The sequence below is a fragment of the Paenibacillus sp. J31R109 genome, from assembly GCF_059692055.1.
This window is the reverse complement of record NZ_JCAUAR010000002.1, coordinates 271,686-289,300: the sequence shown is the minus strand read 5'-3', so window position 1 is coordinate 289,300 and position 17,615 is coordinate 271,686. Positions and strand designations below refer to the sequence as shown.

The 17,615-nt window shown below is 45.0% G+C and carries 14 protein-coding genes; 12 read left to right on the top strand and 2 right to left on the bottom strand.

Features of this window, described 5'->3' with window-relative positions; translation table 11 throughout:
• From AC58QT_RS06950 to AC58QT_RS06935, 4 genes are all read left to right on the top strand, one after another.
• On the top strand, positions 1-1,251 hold the full coding sequence (locus tag AC58QT_RS06950; RefSeq protein ID WP_497408315.1) for a methionine gamma-lyase family protein: 1,251 nt from the start codon (positions 1-3) through the stop codon (positions 1,249-1,251).
• Positions 1,252-1,346: 95 nt separating this feature from the next.
• Positions 1,347-1,757: a MerR family transcriptional regulator gene (locus tag AC58QT_RS06945; protein WP_047676992.1), complete on the top strand. Its 411-nt coding sequence runs from the start codon at positions 1,347-1,349 to the stop codon at positions 1,755-1,757.
• Positions 1,758-1,813: 56 nt separating this feature from the next.
• Positions 1,814-3,142, top strand: a complete 1,329-nt coding sequence (gene glnA, locus AC58QT_RS06940; protein ID WP_497282754.1) for a type I glutamate--ammonia ligase — start codon at positions 1,814-1,816, stop codon at positions 3,140-3,142.
• Positions 3,143-3,233: 91 nt separating this feature from the next.
• A complete protein-coding gene (locus AC58QT_RS06935) occupies positions 3,234-4,472 on the top strand; it encodes an aminopeptidase (RefSeq protein WP_497408314.1) in 1,239 nt (412 codons plus the stop codon).
• A 71-nt stretch (positions 4,473-4,543) separates the two neighbouring features.
• On the opposite strand, the gene lexA is transcribed toward AC58QT_RS06935, so the two are convergent.
• Entirely contained in the window at positions 4,544-5,161 is a 618-nt protein-coding gene (gene lexA / locus AC58QT_RS06930; protein WP_497408313.1) for a transcriptional repressor LexA, read from the bottom strand.
• Positions 5,162-5,305: 144 nt separating this feature from the next.
• Here lexA and AC58QT_RS06925 point away from each other — a divergent pair, with 144 nt between their 5' ends.
• The 3 genes from AC58QT_RS06925 to AC58QT_RS06915 all read left to right on the top strand — a co-directional run bounded on the left by AC58QT_RS06925 (position 5,306) and on the right by AC58QT_RS06915 (position 6,871).
• The gene (locus AC58QT_RS06925) at positions 5,306-5,710 is read left to right on the top strand and encodes a LysM peptidoglycan-binding domain-containing protein (RefSeq protein WP_497408312.1); all 405 of its coding nucleotides are present in this window, start codon (positions 5,306-5,308) and stop codon (positions 5,708-5,710) included.
• A 144-nt stretch (positions 5,711-5,854) separates the two neighbouring features.
• On the top strand, positions 5,855-6,040 hold the full coding sequence (locus AC58QT_RS06920) for a DUF896 domain-containing protein (RefSeq protein ID WP_497281850.1): 186 nt from the start codon (positions 5,855-5,857) through the stop codon (positions 6,038-6,040).
• Between the two features lie 39 nt (positions 6,041-6,079).
• Entirely contained in the window at positions 6,080-6,871 is a 792-nt protein-coding gene (locus AC58QT_RS06915) for an HAD family hydrolase (RefSeq protein WP_497408852.1), read from the top strand.
• Between the two features lie 86 nt (positions 6,872-6,957).
• On the opposite strand, the gene AC58QT_RS06910 is transcribed toward AC58QT_RS06915, so the two are convergent.
• Positions 6,958-7,497 carry a 1,2-dihydroxy-3-keto-5-methylthiopentene dioxygenase gene (locus AC58QT_RS06910; protein ID WP_497408311.1) on the bottom strand — a complete coding sequence of 180 codons (540 nt, stop codon included), beginning with the start codon at positions 7,495-7,497 and terminating at the stop codon, positions 6,958-6,960.
• A 214-nt stretch (positions 7,498-7,711) separates the two neighbouring features.
• On the opposite strand from AC58QT_RS06910, the gene metH reads away from it, so the two are divergent.
• From metH to AC58QT_RS06885, 5 genes are all read left to right on the top strand, one after another.
• Complete coding sequence (metH, locus tag AC58QT_RS06905) at positions 7,712-11,149, top strand: methionine synthase (protein ID WP_497408310.1); 3,438 nt, start codon at positions 7,712-7,714, stop codon at positions 11,147-11,149.
• Between the two features lie 105 nt (positions 11,150-11,254).
• On the top strand, positions 11,255-12,184 hold the full coding sequence (rnz, locus tag AC58QT_RS06900; protein ID WP_497408309.1) for a ribonuclease Z: 930 nt from the start codon (positions 11,255-11,257) through the stop codon (positions 12,182-12,184).
• Between the two features lie 305 nt (positions 12,185-12,489).
• Entirely contained in the window at positions 12,490-15,744 is a 3,255-nt protein-coding gene (locus AC58QT_RS06895; RefSeq protein ID WP_497408308.1) for an S-layer homology domain-containing protein, read from the top strand.
• A 146-nt stretch (positions 15,745-15,890) separates the two neighbouring features.
• Positions 15,891-16,664: a GNAT family N-acetyltransferase gene (locus tag AC58QT_RS06890; RefSeq protein WP_497408307.1), complete on the top strand. Its 774-nt coding sequence runs from the start codon at positions 15,891-15,893 to the stop codon at positions 16,662-16,664.
• Positions 16,665-16,681: 17 nt separating this feature from the next.
• The gene (locus AC58QT_RS06885; protein WP_497408306.1) at positions 16,682-17,602 is read left to right on the top strand and encodes a lysophospholipid acyltransferase family protein; all 921 of its coding nucleotides are present in this window, start codon (positions 16,682-16,684) and stop codon (positions 17,600-17,602) included.
• Positions 17,603-17,615 lie beyond the last annotated feature (13 nt).

The window sequence follows — 17,615 nt, the reverse complement described above, 5'->3', positions numbered from 1 at the left end:
ATGCATTTCGGGGAAAAAGTACTAGCAAGAATGGAAAAGGCGGAACAACGCGTAGAGAGCGCTTTTCGTCAAATCGAGAAAACCATTGATCGTAATCAATGGAAGGTCATTGAAGCCTTTCAAAAACATAAAGTAAGTGATTATCATTTTGCTTCATCGACGGGGTACGGGTATAATGACCGCGGCCGAGAAGTTCTTGATCTTGTCTATGCGGATGCGATGGGAGCGGAAGCGGCACTTGTGCGTCCTCACTTTGTATCAGGCACGCATACGATTGGTACGGCTTTGTTTGGCGTGCTTCGACCTGGCGAACATCTACTTTACATCACGGGTAAGCCTTATGATACGTTGCACAAGGTCATTGGTAAGCCTGGCGATGGCACAGGCTCTCTCCAAGACTTCGGCATCGGCTATGACGAAGTCGAGCTCTTGGAGGACGGCTCTCCGGACTGGTCCGCCATCACTGCAGCCATTCAGCCGAACACGAAGGTGATCGGCATCCAGCGTTCACGCGGCTACTCGTGGCGGCCGTCGTTCACGGTCGAACAAATCGGCGAAATGGTCCGATTTGTTAAAGAGATCAACCCAGAGCTGATTGTCTTCGTGGACAATTGCTATGGCGAATTCACAGAGCCGCAGGAGCCGACGCAGGTTGGCGTCGATCTCATGGCTGGCTCGCTGATCAAGAACCCCGGCGGCGGCATCGCCCCTTCGGGCGGCTACATCGCCGGGCGAGCTGACCTCGTCGAGCTCGCCGCATACAGACTGACCGCCCCCGGTATTGGGGGCGAGGTCGGTGCCATGCTCGGCGCGACGCGAGCTATGTTTCAAGGGCTATTTCTTGCCCCGCATTTGGTGGGGCAAGCCGTCAAAGGCTCGGTCTTCGCGGCAGCGATCTTCGAAGACCTCGGCTTTGTTAGCTCTCCGCGTTGGGACGCGCCGCGGACGGATTTGATTCAAGCGATCCGCTTCACGTCGGCGGAGCACTTGATCACTTTCGTCCAAGGCATCCAGAAGGCGTCTGCTGTCGATTCGCATGTCGTGCCAGAGCCTTGGGACATGCCTGGCTACGAGCATCCGGTCATCATGGCTGCAGGCACATTCATTCAAGGTGGCAGCTTGGAGCTGTCCGCAGATGCGCCAATTCGAGAGCCATACATCGCATATATGCAGGGCGGCTTGACCTACTCACATTGTAAGTTAGGTGTACTAACGGCTATCCAACATATGGAAGACAAGGGATTACTGTGAAAATTTAAACTGTGAACAAACCTGACACTCCTTGACACGTTTTTGTTAGGAAGGTACAATGAGAGAGAGGTACTTACTGACCAGGAGTGATTAGCATGAGTGATGAAATACGTAGAAATATGGCGTTATTCCCTATCGGAATCGTCATGAAGCTGACTGATTTGACAGCAAGACAAATTCGGTACTATGAGCAACACGAACTGATCATCCCGGCACGTACTGCTGGTAATCAACGGCTCTATTCGTTTAATGACGTGGAACGTCTTCTTGAGATTAAAGATTTGATTGAAAAAGGTGTCAACATTGCAGGTATCAAGCAGGTTCTTATCCCTGTGGATAAGGATTCTGAGGATGCAACCATCCTTAACGAGCACACGGAAGTGAAACGGAAAGAATTAACCGACTCTCAATTGCACAAAATGCTGAAGCAGCAATTGATTGGCGGGGGTAAACGTCCGGATCAAGTGTCTTTGATTCAGGGGCAGTTGTCCAGATTTTACAAATAAAATCAGTTGTCCAATCGCTTAACATTTGAGAGGAGAATGCACACGTGAGTTATAACATTAACTATTCCAAAGAAGATATTCTTCGTATTGCCAAAGCAGAAAACGTTCGTTTCATCCGTTTGCAATTCACAGACTTGATGGGAAGTATTAAGAACGTAGAAATTCCTCTAAGCCAACTTGAGAAAGCGCTTGATAATAAAATGATGTTCGATGGATCTTCTATCGAAGGTTACGTTCGTATTGAAGAGTCGGATATGTATTTGTATCCGGATTTGGATACATGGGTTATTTTCCCATGGGTTACGGAAAGCAAAGTTGCACGTTTAATCTGTGACATTTATATGCCGGATGGCACGCCATTCCCTGGGGATCCGCGCGCTATTTTGAAAAACGCATTAAAGCAAGCAGAAGAAATGGGTTACACGGCGATGAATGTTGGACCGGAACCGGAATTCTTCCTTTTCAAAACAGATGAAAAAGGTAACCCAACTACAGAGTTGAATGACCAAGGTGGTTACTTTGATTTGGCACCAATGGATCTAGGTGAGAACTGCCGCCGTGATATCGTGCTAACTTTGGAAGAAATGGGCTTCGAGATTGAAGCTTCTCATCACGAAGTAGCGCCTGGCCAACACGAAATCGATTTTAAATATGCAGATGCGATCAAAGCAGCTGACCAAATCCAGACTTTTAAGCTTGTTGTCAAAACAGTAGCTAGACAGCATGGCTTGCACGCAACGTTTATGCCGAAGCCATTGTTCGGAATGAACGGATCAGGGATGCATTGTCACCAATCCTTGTTCAAGGGTGAGACGAATGCGTTCTATGATGAAAGCGATAAATTAGGTTTGAGCACAGTAGCAAGACAATATATGGCGGGCGTACTTCGTCATGCGCGTTCTTTTGCAGCGATTACGAACCCAACGGTTAACTCCTATAAACGTCTAGTTCCTGGTTATGAAGCCCCTTGTTATGTAGCATGGTCAGCTAGTAACCGCAGCCCTATGATTCGGATTCCAGCTTCCCGTGGCCTAAGCACGCGTGTTGAAGTTCGTAACCCGGATCCAGCGGCAAATCCATACTTGGCATTGGCAGTTATGCTGGCAGCAGGTTTGGATGGCATCAAGAACAAAATGCAGCTTCCTCCGCCAACCGATCGTAACATTTATGTGATGACGGAAGAAGAGCGTGAAGCTGAAGGTATTCCTAGCTTACCGCTTAACTTGAAACAAGCTCTAGATGAGTTGCTACGTGATGATGTTGTTTGCGATACACTAGGCGAACACGCGCTGGCGCATTTCTATGAGCTGAAGGAAATTGAGTGGGATATGTATCGCACACAAGTTCACCAATGGGAAAGAGATCAATATCTATCCCTGTACTAGGATTTGATTCTTACAATTAGATAATTAGAGCCCGTCAGCCTCGTTTATGAGAGCTGGTGGGCTTTTTAATGCGAAGGAGAATAATTGAACAATGGACAATTTTAATAGAAATTTAGAGAAGTATGCAGAGTTAGTGATCCGCATTGGGGTTAATTTGAATAAAGGTCAAGACCTCTTGGTAGAAGCGCCTATTGAGACACTTGATTTAACAAGGCTTATTGTCCAGAAAGCATATGAAGCAGGGGCAAATTATGTGCATGTGCATTGGCAAGACGATGTTGTAACACGAAGCAAATTTGATCATGCGCAGGATGAATCGATGGATTATTACCCGGAGTGGTACACGACGATGTTGGAGCGTTTTGTAGAAAATGGCGGCGCATTGTTGAATATCAAGGTTCCGAATCCTAACTTGTATGACGGGATTGATGCTAGTTTAATTTCGCGTGCATCAAAAGCTGCATCAACGGCGAGAGCCAAGTACCAACAGTATGTACGAACAGGCCAGTTCAGCTGGTGTCTGATCAAAGCGCCTACAGAAGCCTGGGCGAACATGGTGTATGCGGATTTGCCTATAGAGGAGCGTATTCCTGCGATGTGGGATGCTGTTTTTCAGTTCAATCGTGTATATGAAGATGATCCTATTGCGGCATGGCAGACACATTTGGATACGCTAAAGGCCACGCATAGCTTGTTGAATGAAAGAAGTTATAAAGCGCTGCGTTATCGGGCTTCAGGGACTGATCTACGAGTTGAGCTGCCTGAGGGACATATTTGGCTAGGCGGGGATAATGAGAACGCTCGGGGCATCCGTTATGTGGCGAATATGCCGACGGAAGAAGTGTTTACCATTCCAAACCGAACAGGGGTAAGTGGAACTGTAGCGAGTACGATGCCGTTAAATATCAATGGGGCATTAGTAGATCGGTTTTCATTTACGTTCGAAGCAGGTAAGGTTGTAGATTTCCAAGCTGAAGTGGGTTATGACCATTTGGCTCGTTTATTGGATATGGATGAAGGTGCACGCTATCTAGGAGAGGTTGCACTTGTGCCATTTGATTCTCCGATTTCCAATGTTAATCGTATTTTCTATAACACGGGTATTGATGAGAATGCATCATGCCATCTGGCCTTAGGCAGCTGTTATCCGATCAATTTGAAGGAAGGGACTACGCTGTCTAATGCGGAGTTGAAATCTCGAGGAGGGAATAGCTCCTTGATCCATGTGGATTTTATGATAGGTTCTGCGGAACTTGAGATCGATGGGGAACTAGCAGATGGGACGATCGAGCCGATTTTCCGTGCGGGGAACTGGGTATTAACTTTTTAGTAGGATGAAAAAAAGCAGGCTCTCAAGTGAAATATCACTTTGAGGGCCTGCTTTTTTGCGGTATTGGTGTCTTACATATCCCGGAACAAACCGATAACGCGCCCTAGGATCGTTACATTCTTCAAGAGAATAGGCTGCAAAGCGGAGTTCTCAGGTTGAAGGCGAATGTGATCCTTCTCCTTGTAGAAACGCTTAACGGTAGCTTCATCATCTTCGGTCATGGCGACAACGATATCGCCGTTGTTCGCTGTTTGTTGTTGTTTAACGATGACATAGTCGCCATTATGAATGCCAGCTTCGATCATACTGTCACCCATAATGCTGAGCATGAACACGTTGTTGTCGCCAACCATGCTAGTAGGAAGCGGGAAGTAATCTTCGATATTCTCAGTGGCTGTAATAGGTACACCTGCTGTTACTTTACCAACGAGGGGAACACGAGCGACGGAAACTGCGAATTGGGATTCGGCACCATCAAGCCCTAGAATTTCGATTGCACGCGGTTTAGTAGGATCTCGACGAATCATGCCTTTTTTCTCAAGACGCTCCAAATGTCCATGTACAGTTGAACTGGAAGCTAGTCCAACAGCTTCGCCTATTTCTCTAACGGAAGGCGGGTAGCCCTTATCTTTCACTTCGTTCTTAATGAATTCCATGATTGCTTGTTGACGCTGCGAAATTTTACTCATAAGATATCACTCCAATACTGGGAATCATTACCCAAAGTATAACATAGAACCCGAGTTCGTACAAACATAAGTTCGAGAAATGGTTGACTCAAACATGTGTTCGTGTTATTCTGATATCAGAACAAATGTTTGGGGGATGATTTTATGTATATGGCTTATTCACAATCGAACGGAAGAACAACAATACTTCAAGGTACTGCTCAAGCATCCAAAGGGATGACGACTAAACGGGGTCATGCGAAACTACTACTTCGTTTCTTGCTGATAGCAGTAATTCTTGGAACTGTGTTTTCGTTTGGTGCGATTGTACAAGCCTATGCAGGTGATAGTACGGTTACATCGTCTACATCAACTGCTTCCATTCAACCATCCGCACAACCGATTCAACACGAGAAGATAGTTATTCAAAGTGGTGATACACTCTGGGAAATCGCTGACTCTCACAAAAAGAAGGGTGAGAACACACGTTCTTATGTCGAACGATTGAAATCATTTAATCATTTATCGAGCAGTTCACTACAAGCGGGTCAGGTTCTATTACTTCCTTAATACGTACATTTTTAGTTATCTATATAGATGAAAGTTTGAGCTATGGACCCTAAGGTCTATGGCTCTTTATGATGTATCCTTGACAATCACAAACGGTGATGGCAAAGTAGTACTCATATTGAAATTTTGACTGGGAGGATTACAATGAGTGACAGCATGGATAAAACGATTGAGCGCATCAATGAATTAGCTCGCAAAGCGAAGACAGTTGGCCTAACAGATGCAGAACTGGATGAGCGCAACGAGCTGAGAAAGAAGTATATTGATGCATTCAGAGGGAACCTGAAAGTCCAACTGGATTCGATTAAGTTCACTGACGAAGAGAATTAAGCTTACACATAGATACTACATTCAAAGGGGAAATGAATGATGACGTTGAAAGCTGTGCTTTTTGATTTGGATGATACGCTATTATGGGATGATCGTAGTGTGGAGGAAGCCTTTACTGCAACTTGTGAAGAAGCAGCGAAGCATGTCGATGTCAAACCTGAGGAATTAGAAGCTTCTGTTCGTAAAGAAGCAAGAAGTTTATATGAATCCTTCGAGACGTTCCCATTTACGAAAATGATTGGGATTAATCCATTTGAAGGACTATGGGCTAACTTCACGCAAGGTGAAGATGAGAACTTCCGTAAGTTAGAGAAGCTAGCGCCAGGCTACCGCACGGAATCTTGGACAAGAGGTTTAGCTGCACTTGGAATCGAGAATCGTGAGCTTGGCTACAAGCTAGGTGAGTTGTTTGCAACTGAGCGTCGCAGTCGTCCCTATGTATATGAAGAAACGTTCCGCGTGTTAGATGCGTTGAAGGGTAACTACAAGCTGCTCCTTCTAACAAACGGTTCACCAGATCTTCAAAAGGAGAAATTAGCAGGTGTTCCTGCGATTGCTTCCTACTTTGATCATATCGTAATTTCAGGTGAATTCGGTCAAGGGAAGCCAGCTGCGGCAATTTTCAACTATGCATTAGGGCTGCTTGATATCAATGCTGACGAAGGCATTATGATTGGGGACAAGCTAACAACAGATATTTTGGGATCGGGAAGCATCGGTATGCGTAATATCTGGATTAATCATCACGGACTACAAAGTGGCGATGAAATCGTACCCGCTTACGAAGTAAGCCGTCTTCAAGAAGTATTGCCGATTATTGCGAACGGTTAGGTCATAAGGTTTATGAATAGAAAAGCCCAGCAGCGAAGCAAGACGTAATGTCCTGTGCTGTTGGGCTATTTTTTACGAAGTTAAGATTAAGCTTTACTGAATTGTGGATCATCGACATTGTAAGCAACCCAACCATCTTTTTCGATGAAAAGGCGAACAGCAACGATCTCACGGTTATCCATCAAAGTGAAGAAGTGGTTCGTGTTCTCTGGAACGGAGATGACATCTCCTGGCTCAAGTTCGACATCGAAATAGCCGTGTTCTTCGGATTTGATAATGAAAATTCCTTTACCTGACACGATGGCACGAATCTCATCTTCTGTGTGCGTATGCACTTGCTCGAACTTCTTCAAAAGCTCTTCGATATTCGGAGTTACATCAGAAAGGGAAATAACATCCCAAATTTCATAACCGCGTCTAGCGGCTAGATCTTTGATTTCTGGTTCATACATGGAAATGATTTCTGCTTTTTCTTCATCACTTAGGGTGAATTTCTCGCGTAGTGCGACAGGAAGCTTGTTTGCGTCCCAGTGTTCATAGACAACTTCTTGACTATCCAAGAAGGCTTTAACTTCATTTTCGCCTTCGATGCGTTCATTTGTATTACGAATTCTAATTTGTGCCACGCTACATCCCTCTTTCTTCAATAAATATATACATATTATAGTGGAAATCATGGTAACTGTCGATGGAAGGAAATAAATATTTCCGATAAAACCCATAGGAATTTATGATAATTCAAAATCTTTTCATAAAGGCCTTATTCTGTTACACTAAATCTTAACATAATTTGTCGTTTTTTTTATTACGGTTTAGGAAAAGTTGAAAGGGAGTCTAGTCATGAAGAAACCACCGATTCAAGAACAACTAAAGAAAAAGATTATGATCCTAGATGGTGCCATGGGTACGATGATCCAGCAGGAGAATTTGACGGCTGATGATTTCGGAAGTGATGACTTAGATGGATGTAATGAAATCCTATGTGTGACACGCCCAGATGTCATTCAAAAAATTCATGAAGCTTATTTCGCCGCTGGCGCTGATATGATAGAAACGAATACGTTCGGAACGACGAGTGTCGTTTTGGCGGAGTATGACTTGCAAGATCGTCATCGGGAGTTGAATATCGCCGCTGCCAAATTGGCGATTGCGGCTGCTGAGAAATATTCGACACCAGAATGGCCGAGATACGTTGTGGGGGCTATGGGTCCGACAACCAAAACCTTATCCGTAACGGGTGGTGTGACTTTCGAGCAACTGGAAGAAAGCTACTACGAACAAGCGCTTGCACTCATTGAGGCAGGCGTAGATGCGATGCTGCTAGAGACTTCCCAAGATACACTCAACGTGAAAGCAGGAAGTATTGGGATTCGCAGAGCTTTTGAAACTTTAGGTGTAGAGCTGCCCATCATGATCTCCGGAACTATCGAGCCAATGGGTACAACACTTGCTGGACAAAATATTGAATCCTTCTATATTTCACTTGAGCATTTGAAGCCGATTTCGATGGGTTTGAACTGTGCAACAGGACCAGAATTCATGAGAGATCACATCCGTACATTAGCCGGTATTGCAGATACAGCGATCAGCTGTTATCCGAACGCAGGGTTGCCGGATGAGAATGGTCACTACCACGAATCACCAGAATCTTTGGCGAAGAAAATGGCTGGATTTGCAGAGCAAGGCTGGATCAATATTGCCGGCGGCTGTTGCGGAACGACGCCTGAGCACATTCGTGCGATGGCTGAAACGTTAGCCAATTACAAGCCAAGATCAGAATATGGCTCCCATCCACCTGCGATTTCCGGTATTGAGACTGTTTATATTGAGCCAGAAAACCGTCCTATCATGGTTGGTGAGCGGACGAATATTTCCGGATCCAGAAAGTTTAAGCGTCTGATCAAAGAGGGTAAATTTGAAGAGGGCTCTGAAATTGCTCGGAACCAAGTGAAAAACGGCGCACATGTCATCGATATTAATCTACAAGATACGGATATTGACGAAGCCTACGCAGTAGAGGAATTCATGCAAGAGGTTGTCAAAAAAGTCAAAGTGCCATTAATGATTGACTCGACGTATGATCACATCATTGAGCTTGGACTCAAATATTCACAAGGTAAAGCGATTATCAACTCGATTAACTTAGAAGATGGAGAGACGAAATTCGCAGGGATTTTACCATTGATTCACCGTTACGGAGCATCTGTCGTATGTATTCTGATTGACGAGCGCGGCCAAGCGGTGTCCCGTCAAGCGAAAATCGAAGTGGCAACACGTTCCTATGAGCTTCTTACTGGCAAGTATGGGATGAATCCGGAAGATATTATTTTTGATCCGAACATGTTCCCTGTTGGTTCAGGAGATCCGCAATACATTGGTTCTGCCGTGGAAACCATTGAAGGGATCAAGCTGATTAAAGAGAAATATCCGCTTGCCAAAACGATTCTAGGACTAAGTAATATCTCATTCGGTTTACCGGATGCAGGTCGTGAAGTTCTGAACTCGGTTTATCTGTACCACTGTACGAAAGCTGGACTTGATTATGCGATCGTAAATACGGAGAAACTAGAGCGGTATGCATCGATTCCGGAAACAGAGCGTCAACTAGCAGAAGAACTCATTTATAATACAACGGATGAGACTTTGGCGAATTTTGTCGCTCACTTCCGTGAGAAAAAAGTCGAAAAGAAAGAGAAGATTTCCAATCTATCTCTGGAAGAAAGACTGGGTTCCTATGTTGTTGAAGGTACAAAAGAAGGTTTAATACCTGACTTAGAAATCGCACTTCAAACCTATTCCCCGCTAGAGGTCATTAATGGGCCACTCATGAAAGGAATGGAGGAAGTTGGGCGTCTCTTTAATGGGAACGAACTTATCGTTGCTGAGGTGTTGCAAAGCGCTGAGGTCATGAAGGCATCCGTTAATTATCTAGAGCCATTTATGGAGAAATCCGAAACCGCAGTCAAGGGTAAAATTATTTTGGCAACTGTCAAAGGTGATGTTCACGATATTGGTAAAAATCTCGTAGAAATCATCCTTTCCAATAATGGTTATAAGATTGTGAATCTAGGGATCAAGGTACCGCCAGAACAAATTATCGAAGCCTACCGCAGAGAGCAAGCGGATGCGATCGGATTGTCGGGCTTACTTGTGAAATCGGCACAGCAAATGGTTATCACTGCGCAGGATTTACGTACAGCGGGTGTTGACGTACCGATTCTCGTTGGTGGTGCTGCACTGACCCGCAAATTCACCAAAACTCGGATTCAACCAGAGTACGAAGGTGTTGTTCTTTACGCGAAAGATGCGATGGATGGACTAGATATTGCGAATCGTTTGAGTGATCCTGAGCAGCGGAAACGTTTGATCCAAGAGCTTCGTGAAAGTCTAGAGTCCGATGTCATGGATACGGGCAAAAAAGAAGAGAAGTTGCCGCAGCTTACACGCGTGAGTTCGTCAGCTGTCTCCAAAGATCTGCCAGTTCAAGTGCCGCAGGATACGGATCGTCATATCTTGCGTGACTATCCGATCAGCCATTTGATGCCTTATGTGAACATGCAAATGCTGTTAGGTCATCACCTTGGTTTGAAGGGGAAAGTCGAGCAGTTGTTGAGTGATAAAGATACGAAAGCGATGCAATTGAAAGACACCGTTGACTCGATTCTCCATGCTGCTCAGCATAATGGTATTATTAAGGCTCACGGTATGTATCGCTTCTTCCCAGCACAATCCAGTGGGAATGATGTCATCATTTATGATCCGTCAGATACAAGCAAGGTGCTCGAGACGTTTACATTCCCTCGACAAGACAAGGAACCTTACCTATGTTTAGCTGATTATTTGAAATCGGTTGATAGTGGCGAAATGGATTATGTAGGTTTCTTACTCGTGACAGCTGGCCATGATATTAATGAGTTAGCGAAGGAATGGCGCGATAAAGGGGATTATTTGAAATCTCATGCTTTGCAAGCGACAGCTTTAGAAGTAGCAGAAGGATTTGCTGAGCGCGTTCATCACATTATGCGTGATGTTGTTGGGATTGCAGATCGCGTGGACATGACCATGCAAGAAAGATTCGGGGCCAAATATATCGGTCAACGCTTCTCATTCGGTTACCCAGCATGCCCTAATCTCGAAGATCAGGCGAAGCTGTTTAATTTGTTGAAGCCTGAGGATATTGGCGTTGAGCTGACGGAGTCGTTCATGATGGAGCCGGAAGCTTCTGTCTCCGCGATTGTTTTTGCACATAAAGAAGCACGTTACTTTAACGTAGGATAAGTAGGGAGAGAGCGAGGCAGCCAGTGTGAACTGTTCAGGTTCCGCGGTATCCTCGCTTTCGGTTTTACCACCGATGTGATATTGAAACAGAATGGGGTTTGGCTTGTGGATTTGTATTTTCTTGGAACGGGGGCAGGTATGCCCTCCAAGCAGCGGAATGTAACCTCAATCGCCTTGAATTTATTGGATGAGAGGGGAACATACTGGCTAGTTGATTGCGGGGAAGGTACGCAGCAGCAGATATTGAATTCTCCTGTGAAACTTGGGCGTACAGAGAAACTGTTCATCACGCATTTGCATGGCGATCACTTGTACGGACTTCCCGGGTTGTTGACGAGTCGCTCCTATCTAGGAGGCGATACGCCCTTGACGCTCTATGGGCCACGTGGGCTCAAGAAATTTGTGGAGACAGCGCTAGAGGTCAGCGGTGCCCATCTAACATATACGCTTCATCTTGTTGAGCTTGATGAGGAAGGCGTTATTTTCGAAGATGAAAGCTTTCTTGTGGAAACTGCGCGCTTAGAGCATCGCATTGAATGTTTCGGTTTTCGAATTGTAGAGAAAGATCAACCTGGCAAGCTGCTGAGTGACAAGCTGCAAGAGCTTGGCGTACCCTCAGGTCCGCTCTATGGTCAATTAAAGCTAGGTCACTCCGTGAAGCTGGAAGATGGTCGAACGATCCATGGGCAAGATTTCTTAGGTGCTCCAGTTCCTGGTCGCATCGTTGTTATTCTAGGGGATACTCGCTATTGTGAGGGTGCCAAGCGGTTGGCCCGCGGCGCTGATGTACTGGTGCATGAAGCGACGTTCGCGATGGATAAGCAAGAGCTTGCGTATGCCTTTGATCATGCGACTTCAACCGACGCGGCAAGGACGGCTCAGGAGGCTGGAGCCGATGCGTTGATCATGACGCATCTTAGCTCTCGCTATCAGGGAGAAAGCATCAATGTGCTTCTCCATGAAGCGCAGCAAATTCACGCCAACAGTTACTTGGCGAAAGATTTTTGGAGCTTTGACGTGCCACGCAAAGGTTAAAATAAATAAGCTTCTTCCGATGGTAACATGCGGAGGAAGCTTATTTTTTGTGTTCTTTCGTCAATTTTGTGCGGTTGCCTCATACACTAAACAAAACCGATGGAATTTGAGGTGAAGGTATGGCAATTACACTTGGTGAAGTGCTGCTTTCTATCTTTATATCCTCGATCTTTTTCATCATGATAAAGGAAATTAGGAAGTCTTACAAAGATTCAGAATAGTTAAATAATTAGCCTAGAGGCCCTATACGGAATGCTAGGGCTTCTGATAAAATAAGTGTAAACGCTTTATTAATGGGGGTGGACATGACGTATCCGGTTTACAGATGGACTGTATACCCTATCACGATTTTCTTTTTTCTATGCGCTTTAGTTGGATTAGTATGTCTATCCAAAGATGCATATGCCTCTGAGATTCCGGTTTCTCAAGGTAAATCTACTGTTGCATCAACGGTTACAGGAGTTACATACAGTGCAAGTCAAGCAGTTGATGGATTTATTCATACGAAATGGGTGGCAAGCAACGCGCAACTCCCGCAATGGTTAACCGTAGATCTTGCACAAAATGTGCATGTTGCGCGGGTTGAAACTGTATTTGAACATGTCAATAGTTCTTATGCTTATAAGATTGAAACCTCGATCGATGGCATCAATTGGCATGTTTTTGCTGATCGATCCTCAAATTCATCTATTAACTTTCCCTTTTACTCGGACAGCGGGGATATGACGGCGAGATTCGTCCGATTACAAGTGCTAGGCGTTGGTTCGCCTGGAGATCAAGCTAGTGTGTATGATTTTCGTGTTTATTCATCGAATGATGCGCTAGCGCTTCTATCACAAAATAAGACTACGGCAGCGTTTACTAGTTTTTCAGGTTCATGGGGCTCTGATAAGGCTGTGGATGGTCAATTGTTATCGAGCTGGGCACCAAGCAGCCCTTCCTTGCCACAATGGCTTGTGGTGGATCTTGGGCAGCTGAATCAAGTACAGCGTTTTGAGACGACGTATACAAATCCGCAAGATGTGTATGGGTACAAGATTGATTTTTCAATAGATGGTCTGAGTTGGTATACCTTTACGGATCGGACGGGAAATACACAGGCGGCTGAGCCGCGATATGTGGATGAAGGGAATGTTACGGCACGTTATTTTCGCTTAACAACAACACGAGCAGCGTCTGGGGGTTATGCCAGTGTCGCCGAGTTTCAAATCTATGGGCCAGATGGCGGCTCAACCAACCTTCCTCCTTCACAGACACCAACAAGAGTTTATTTGGATGAAGAGGGGTATCAACTGCAGCCTAGTGAGACGATAGCTAGTTATTTGACCGCGGTCTATGCAAATGGACAAACGACGAATATTCAATCCGGTGCCACCTACAGAATAGCTAATACGGCTGTCGCAACGGTCAATGCAAGCGGAGTAATAACGGGAGTAGCTGCGGGTTCTACAACTTTGACGGTTACCTATAACGGGAGAACGACTTCAGCAAGCATTACGGTAGCTTCCCTAGTGCCAAACTTGAATCGCATAGCCTTAGACTCCTATACGTATTCGCTTCAAATTGGTGCAACACGATCTCTTTATGTGACGGGATATAAATATGATAGCAGCACACAAACATTGACAAGTGGACTAACATTTGCGAGCTCTAATCCATCAGTAGCAAGTGTGAATGTCAGTGGGGTAGTGACAGGGATTTCGCCGGGTTCATCGACAATTACCGCTTATTATGGGAATTTTACAGCATCTGCGAGCCTACAAGTTACAGCTGCGGTGAGCCGAATTGAAGCTGATGAAAGCTCCTTATTTTTAGACGTAAACGACACCCGGTATATAACTATTCATGCGTATGATTCACAATATATAGCAACGGAAGTAACGGCGAATACGAGCTTCACGAGTTCAAATTCATCCGTTGTCACAATTAGCAGCGGCGGCTATCTGACAGCTATAAGCGCAGGGAGTGCTATTATTACGGCAACTTATAGCGGCATCTCTACAACGGTGTATGTTACTGTAGCACTGAAAGATCTAGTAGCTCCAACTTGGAACTACGGCTCTACAATTACCGTTACACCGAGTTCGGTATCTGCGGTTACTTTGACCTGGACTGCAGCTACGGACAATGTTGGCGTAACTTCATATCGGGTGTATAAGGACTCAGAGTTGGTAACGACTGTGAGCGGAAGTGAACTAACGACCGAAATGTCGGGGTTAACGCAAGGCACACCGATGAACTTTAAAGTAGAAGCGGGAGATTTGGCGAATAACTGGTCATCATCTGGGCCAAGTGCAGCGTACACATTAGCTGGAGGTCCAAGGGTGATCGCTTCTTCGACGGTACTTCTTACGAGTGAGCGAGTGCGTGAATCGGCACCTGACGGCAGTATGCTATCCAGAATCCGAATTGATGAAGCTGAACTGAATGATGCGATCAATGCAATAAATAATGGATCAGCCACAACCCTTTCGATGCAAATTCAAGATGATCATGATACGACTATAGTAGAATTCTCATCTGGTATGTTGAGTAGCTTACAGGAGACAGGGGCAAATGCAAGCCTCCAACTGGATATGAGCACTATTCAGTTTACAATTCCTCTGATGCTTTTCAAAAATCATGTTAGTGATGCCAATCGAACAAATGGGTTATTCGCCGTTCTCATCCGACATGAAGCCGGTCACCTAGCGGAAATGCTGAAGGAGCAAGCAGCCTCAGAGCAAGCGATTTTGCAAGTGACCAATCCGATTGAATTTGAAATTCAAGCAGGAGGTGTTTCAATACCGCATTATGAGAACATTCATGTCGAGCGATCCATCAAGCTTCCAGGAGCTTCGTATACCCCTAATGTGACGGCAGTTCGACTTGATACTGAAACAGGCAAGATGGCTTTCGTCCCGTCTCTCCTAACAGGTGGGGATAACGCCTGGAATATGGTTATTAAAGACCAGTATGGCGGGTTGTACACCATTATCCAAAAAAATAAGCAATTTGAGGATATGGTCGCACATTGGGCCAAAGAAGATGTTGAAAAATTAGCCTCTAAAAATATCATTACAGGGGTTGATGAACGCAACTTCGCGCCTGAGAAGGAAATTTCCCGGGCTGAGTTTGCCACATTGCTCATTCGTGCCCTGGGTATGCGTGGCAACAATTCGGCGGCCGGTCCCTCGCAATTCAAAGATATCCACGAGACAGATTGGTATGCACAAATGGTAAATACAGCGGCAAGCGCAGGCCTAATCGAGGGATACGATGATGGGACTTTTCGACCTCTTCAGCAAGTAACACGTGAGCAGATGGCGGCTATGATTAATCGTACGGTTCAAATCACAGGTGATCAACAAGAAAGTTATGCGCAAGATACGATTCTAAATCCATTTACAGACCAACATGCCATTGATAACTGGGCAAGGAATGCCATGGCATTTACCTTGCAACGAGGCTTGATCCAAGGTGTTACGGAAACACAGTTAAATCCGAATGCCTATGCAACTCGAGCGCAAGCGGCCGTCATGTTGAAGCGTTTACTCATTTATTTGCAATTCATGAACTAACGTGTCTAGGACGCAATTCGCTATTAAGCGATTGCGTTCTTTTTTTTGTGCTCAACCTTACAAATTCTTCATAACACGCAAATAAATCGGAAATATTGCTCTGGTAATCTAGAGTTATAAAACTCTAGTGAAGGGCGTGAGGACGAATGAGTGGAGTACCTCTACAATTGGCGCCGCAACCTGCGAAACTGATGATGAAGCTGGCTAGTAATTCACAAGAAATCGAACAAGCGATGCGATTGCGTTATCAGATTTTCGTGGAGGAAGAGAAGAATTTGCGTCTGCGAAATGAGAGTGGGTTAGAAATGGATGCCTACGACGAATATTGTGATCACCTCATTGTCAAAGAGCTAGAGTCAGATCAAGTGATAGGTACGTATCGTCTACTTCCAGGGGATCGAGCATTGGATGCAATCGGCTTTTATTCAGAGACCGAATTTGATTTGGATAGTTACAGCAGTTTGAAAAAGCAGTCCTTAGAGTTAGGACGCAGCTGTATTGCACCTGAGCATCGCGGTGGAAGAGCGATTGGTATGCTTTGGGAAGGGATTGCAGGTTATATACACAATAGTCCGTATACACATTTAATTGGTTGTGCAAGTGTACACATCCCAAAGATAGAGGAATTGAATGAAATTTACACGCTTCTTCATAAAAAAGAAGTTTTGACGGACCGCTACGGGGTCAAGCCACTCGAGACGCATCGGATCTCTGGTTTAGCTCAAATTGAACTTGCTGGTAACGACAAGGAAATGTTTCGCAAACTCCCTCCCTTAATGAAAGGTTATCAGTGGCTGGGAGCAGAAATCGGTGGAGATCCTGCCTATGATGCGTTATTTGGTACGGTTGATTTTTTCATTGTTTTCCAAAAAGATAAAATTACGAGTCGGTACAAACGACACTTTTTGCCTGCAGATTGAGATGAGGGGGACTTGCCTTGTACGAATGGATTGCCAAACTAACTTTGAATGTTGGTAAACAAAGCCGTTTGGCGCGCGTGTTGCCCATTTTTCCATTGTGGTTAATGTCATGCCTATGTGCTGTGTTGGCCGCATTATTGTGTGTGGTATCGCGCAAGGGGTTTCTAAAGCGTGTGGAACATAATCTGGCTGATCTCTTATCCCCGATTTCCAAACGTAAGCTAAGGTCGCTAAGAAGACGATATGTGCGGAATGTTGTGTACTCGCTTTGTGAGATTTTGCTTTTGTCTGATCGCATGCAGGAGAAGAATTTTCAACTTCAGGGTGAAGCGTATTTGCATGAAGCGCAGCAATTGGCCAAAGGAAAAGGTTTTATCATCTATGCGCCGCATGTAGGTAATTTCTTCAGTTATTATTGGTATTTCTCAAAAAGGTATGATTGTCTTACAGTGGCTTCGGCTGGCAGTCCGGAATTGTTGCCTTTGTACATGAAATTCGCTGAATTAGGATGTAAAGGCTTGGATTACGATCGTGTTCCGCCACTTGAATTATATCGGACCTTGAAAAATCATGTACTGTCTGGTGGTGTCGTCTTCCTTTTGGGTGATTTCTGGAGATCCTCATTTCCCTTATCCAAATTATTCGGTCGAGTTACCCGGACACCTGAAGGAGCTGCGATGCTAGCGCTTGAGCAGCAAGTACCGATTATTCCTTTTTACGGATATCGCAAGCGAAATTTTAAGCATCAACTTATCGTTGGCCCCCCATTAAACCTACACTCCCAATCAGCACGAGTTTCGCGATCTGCTAGAGCAGATACGAATCTTATTCTTAATAACTTTATCGAACGGGTTATTCGTGAGCAGCCGGCTTCTTGGTTTTATTGGTTTAACGCCCATGAGAGATGGGAGAACGCGCATCAGCAAGTAAGAGCATAAGGATGGAGGGGTT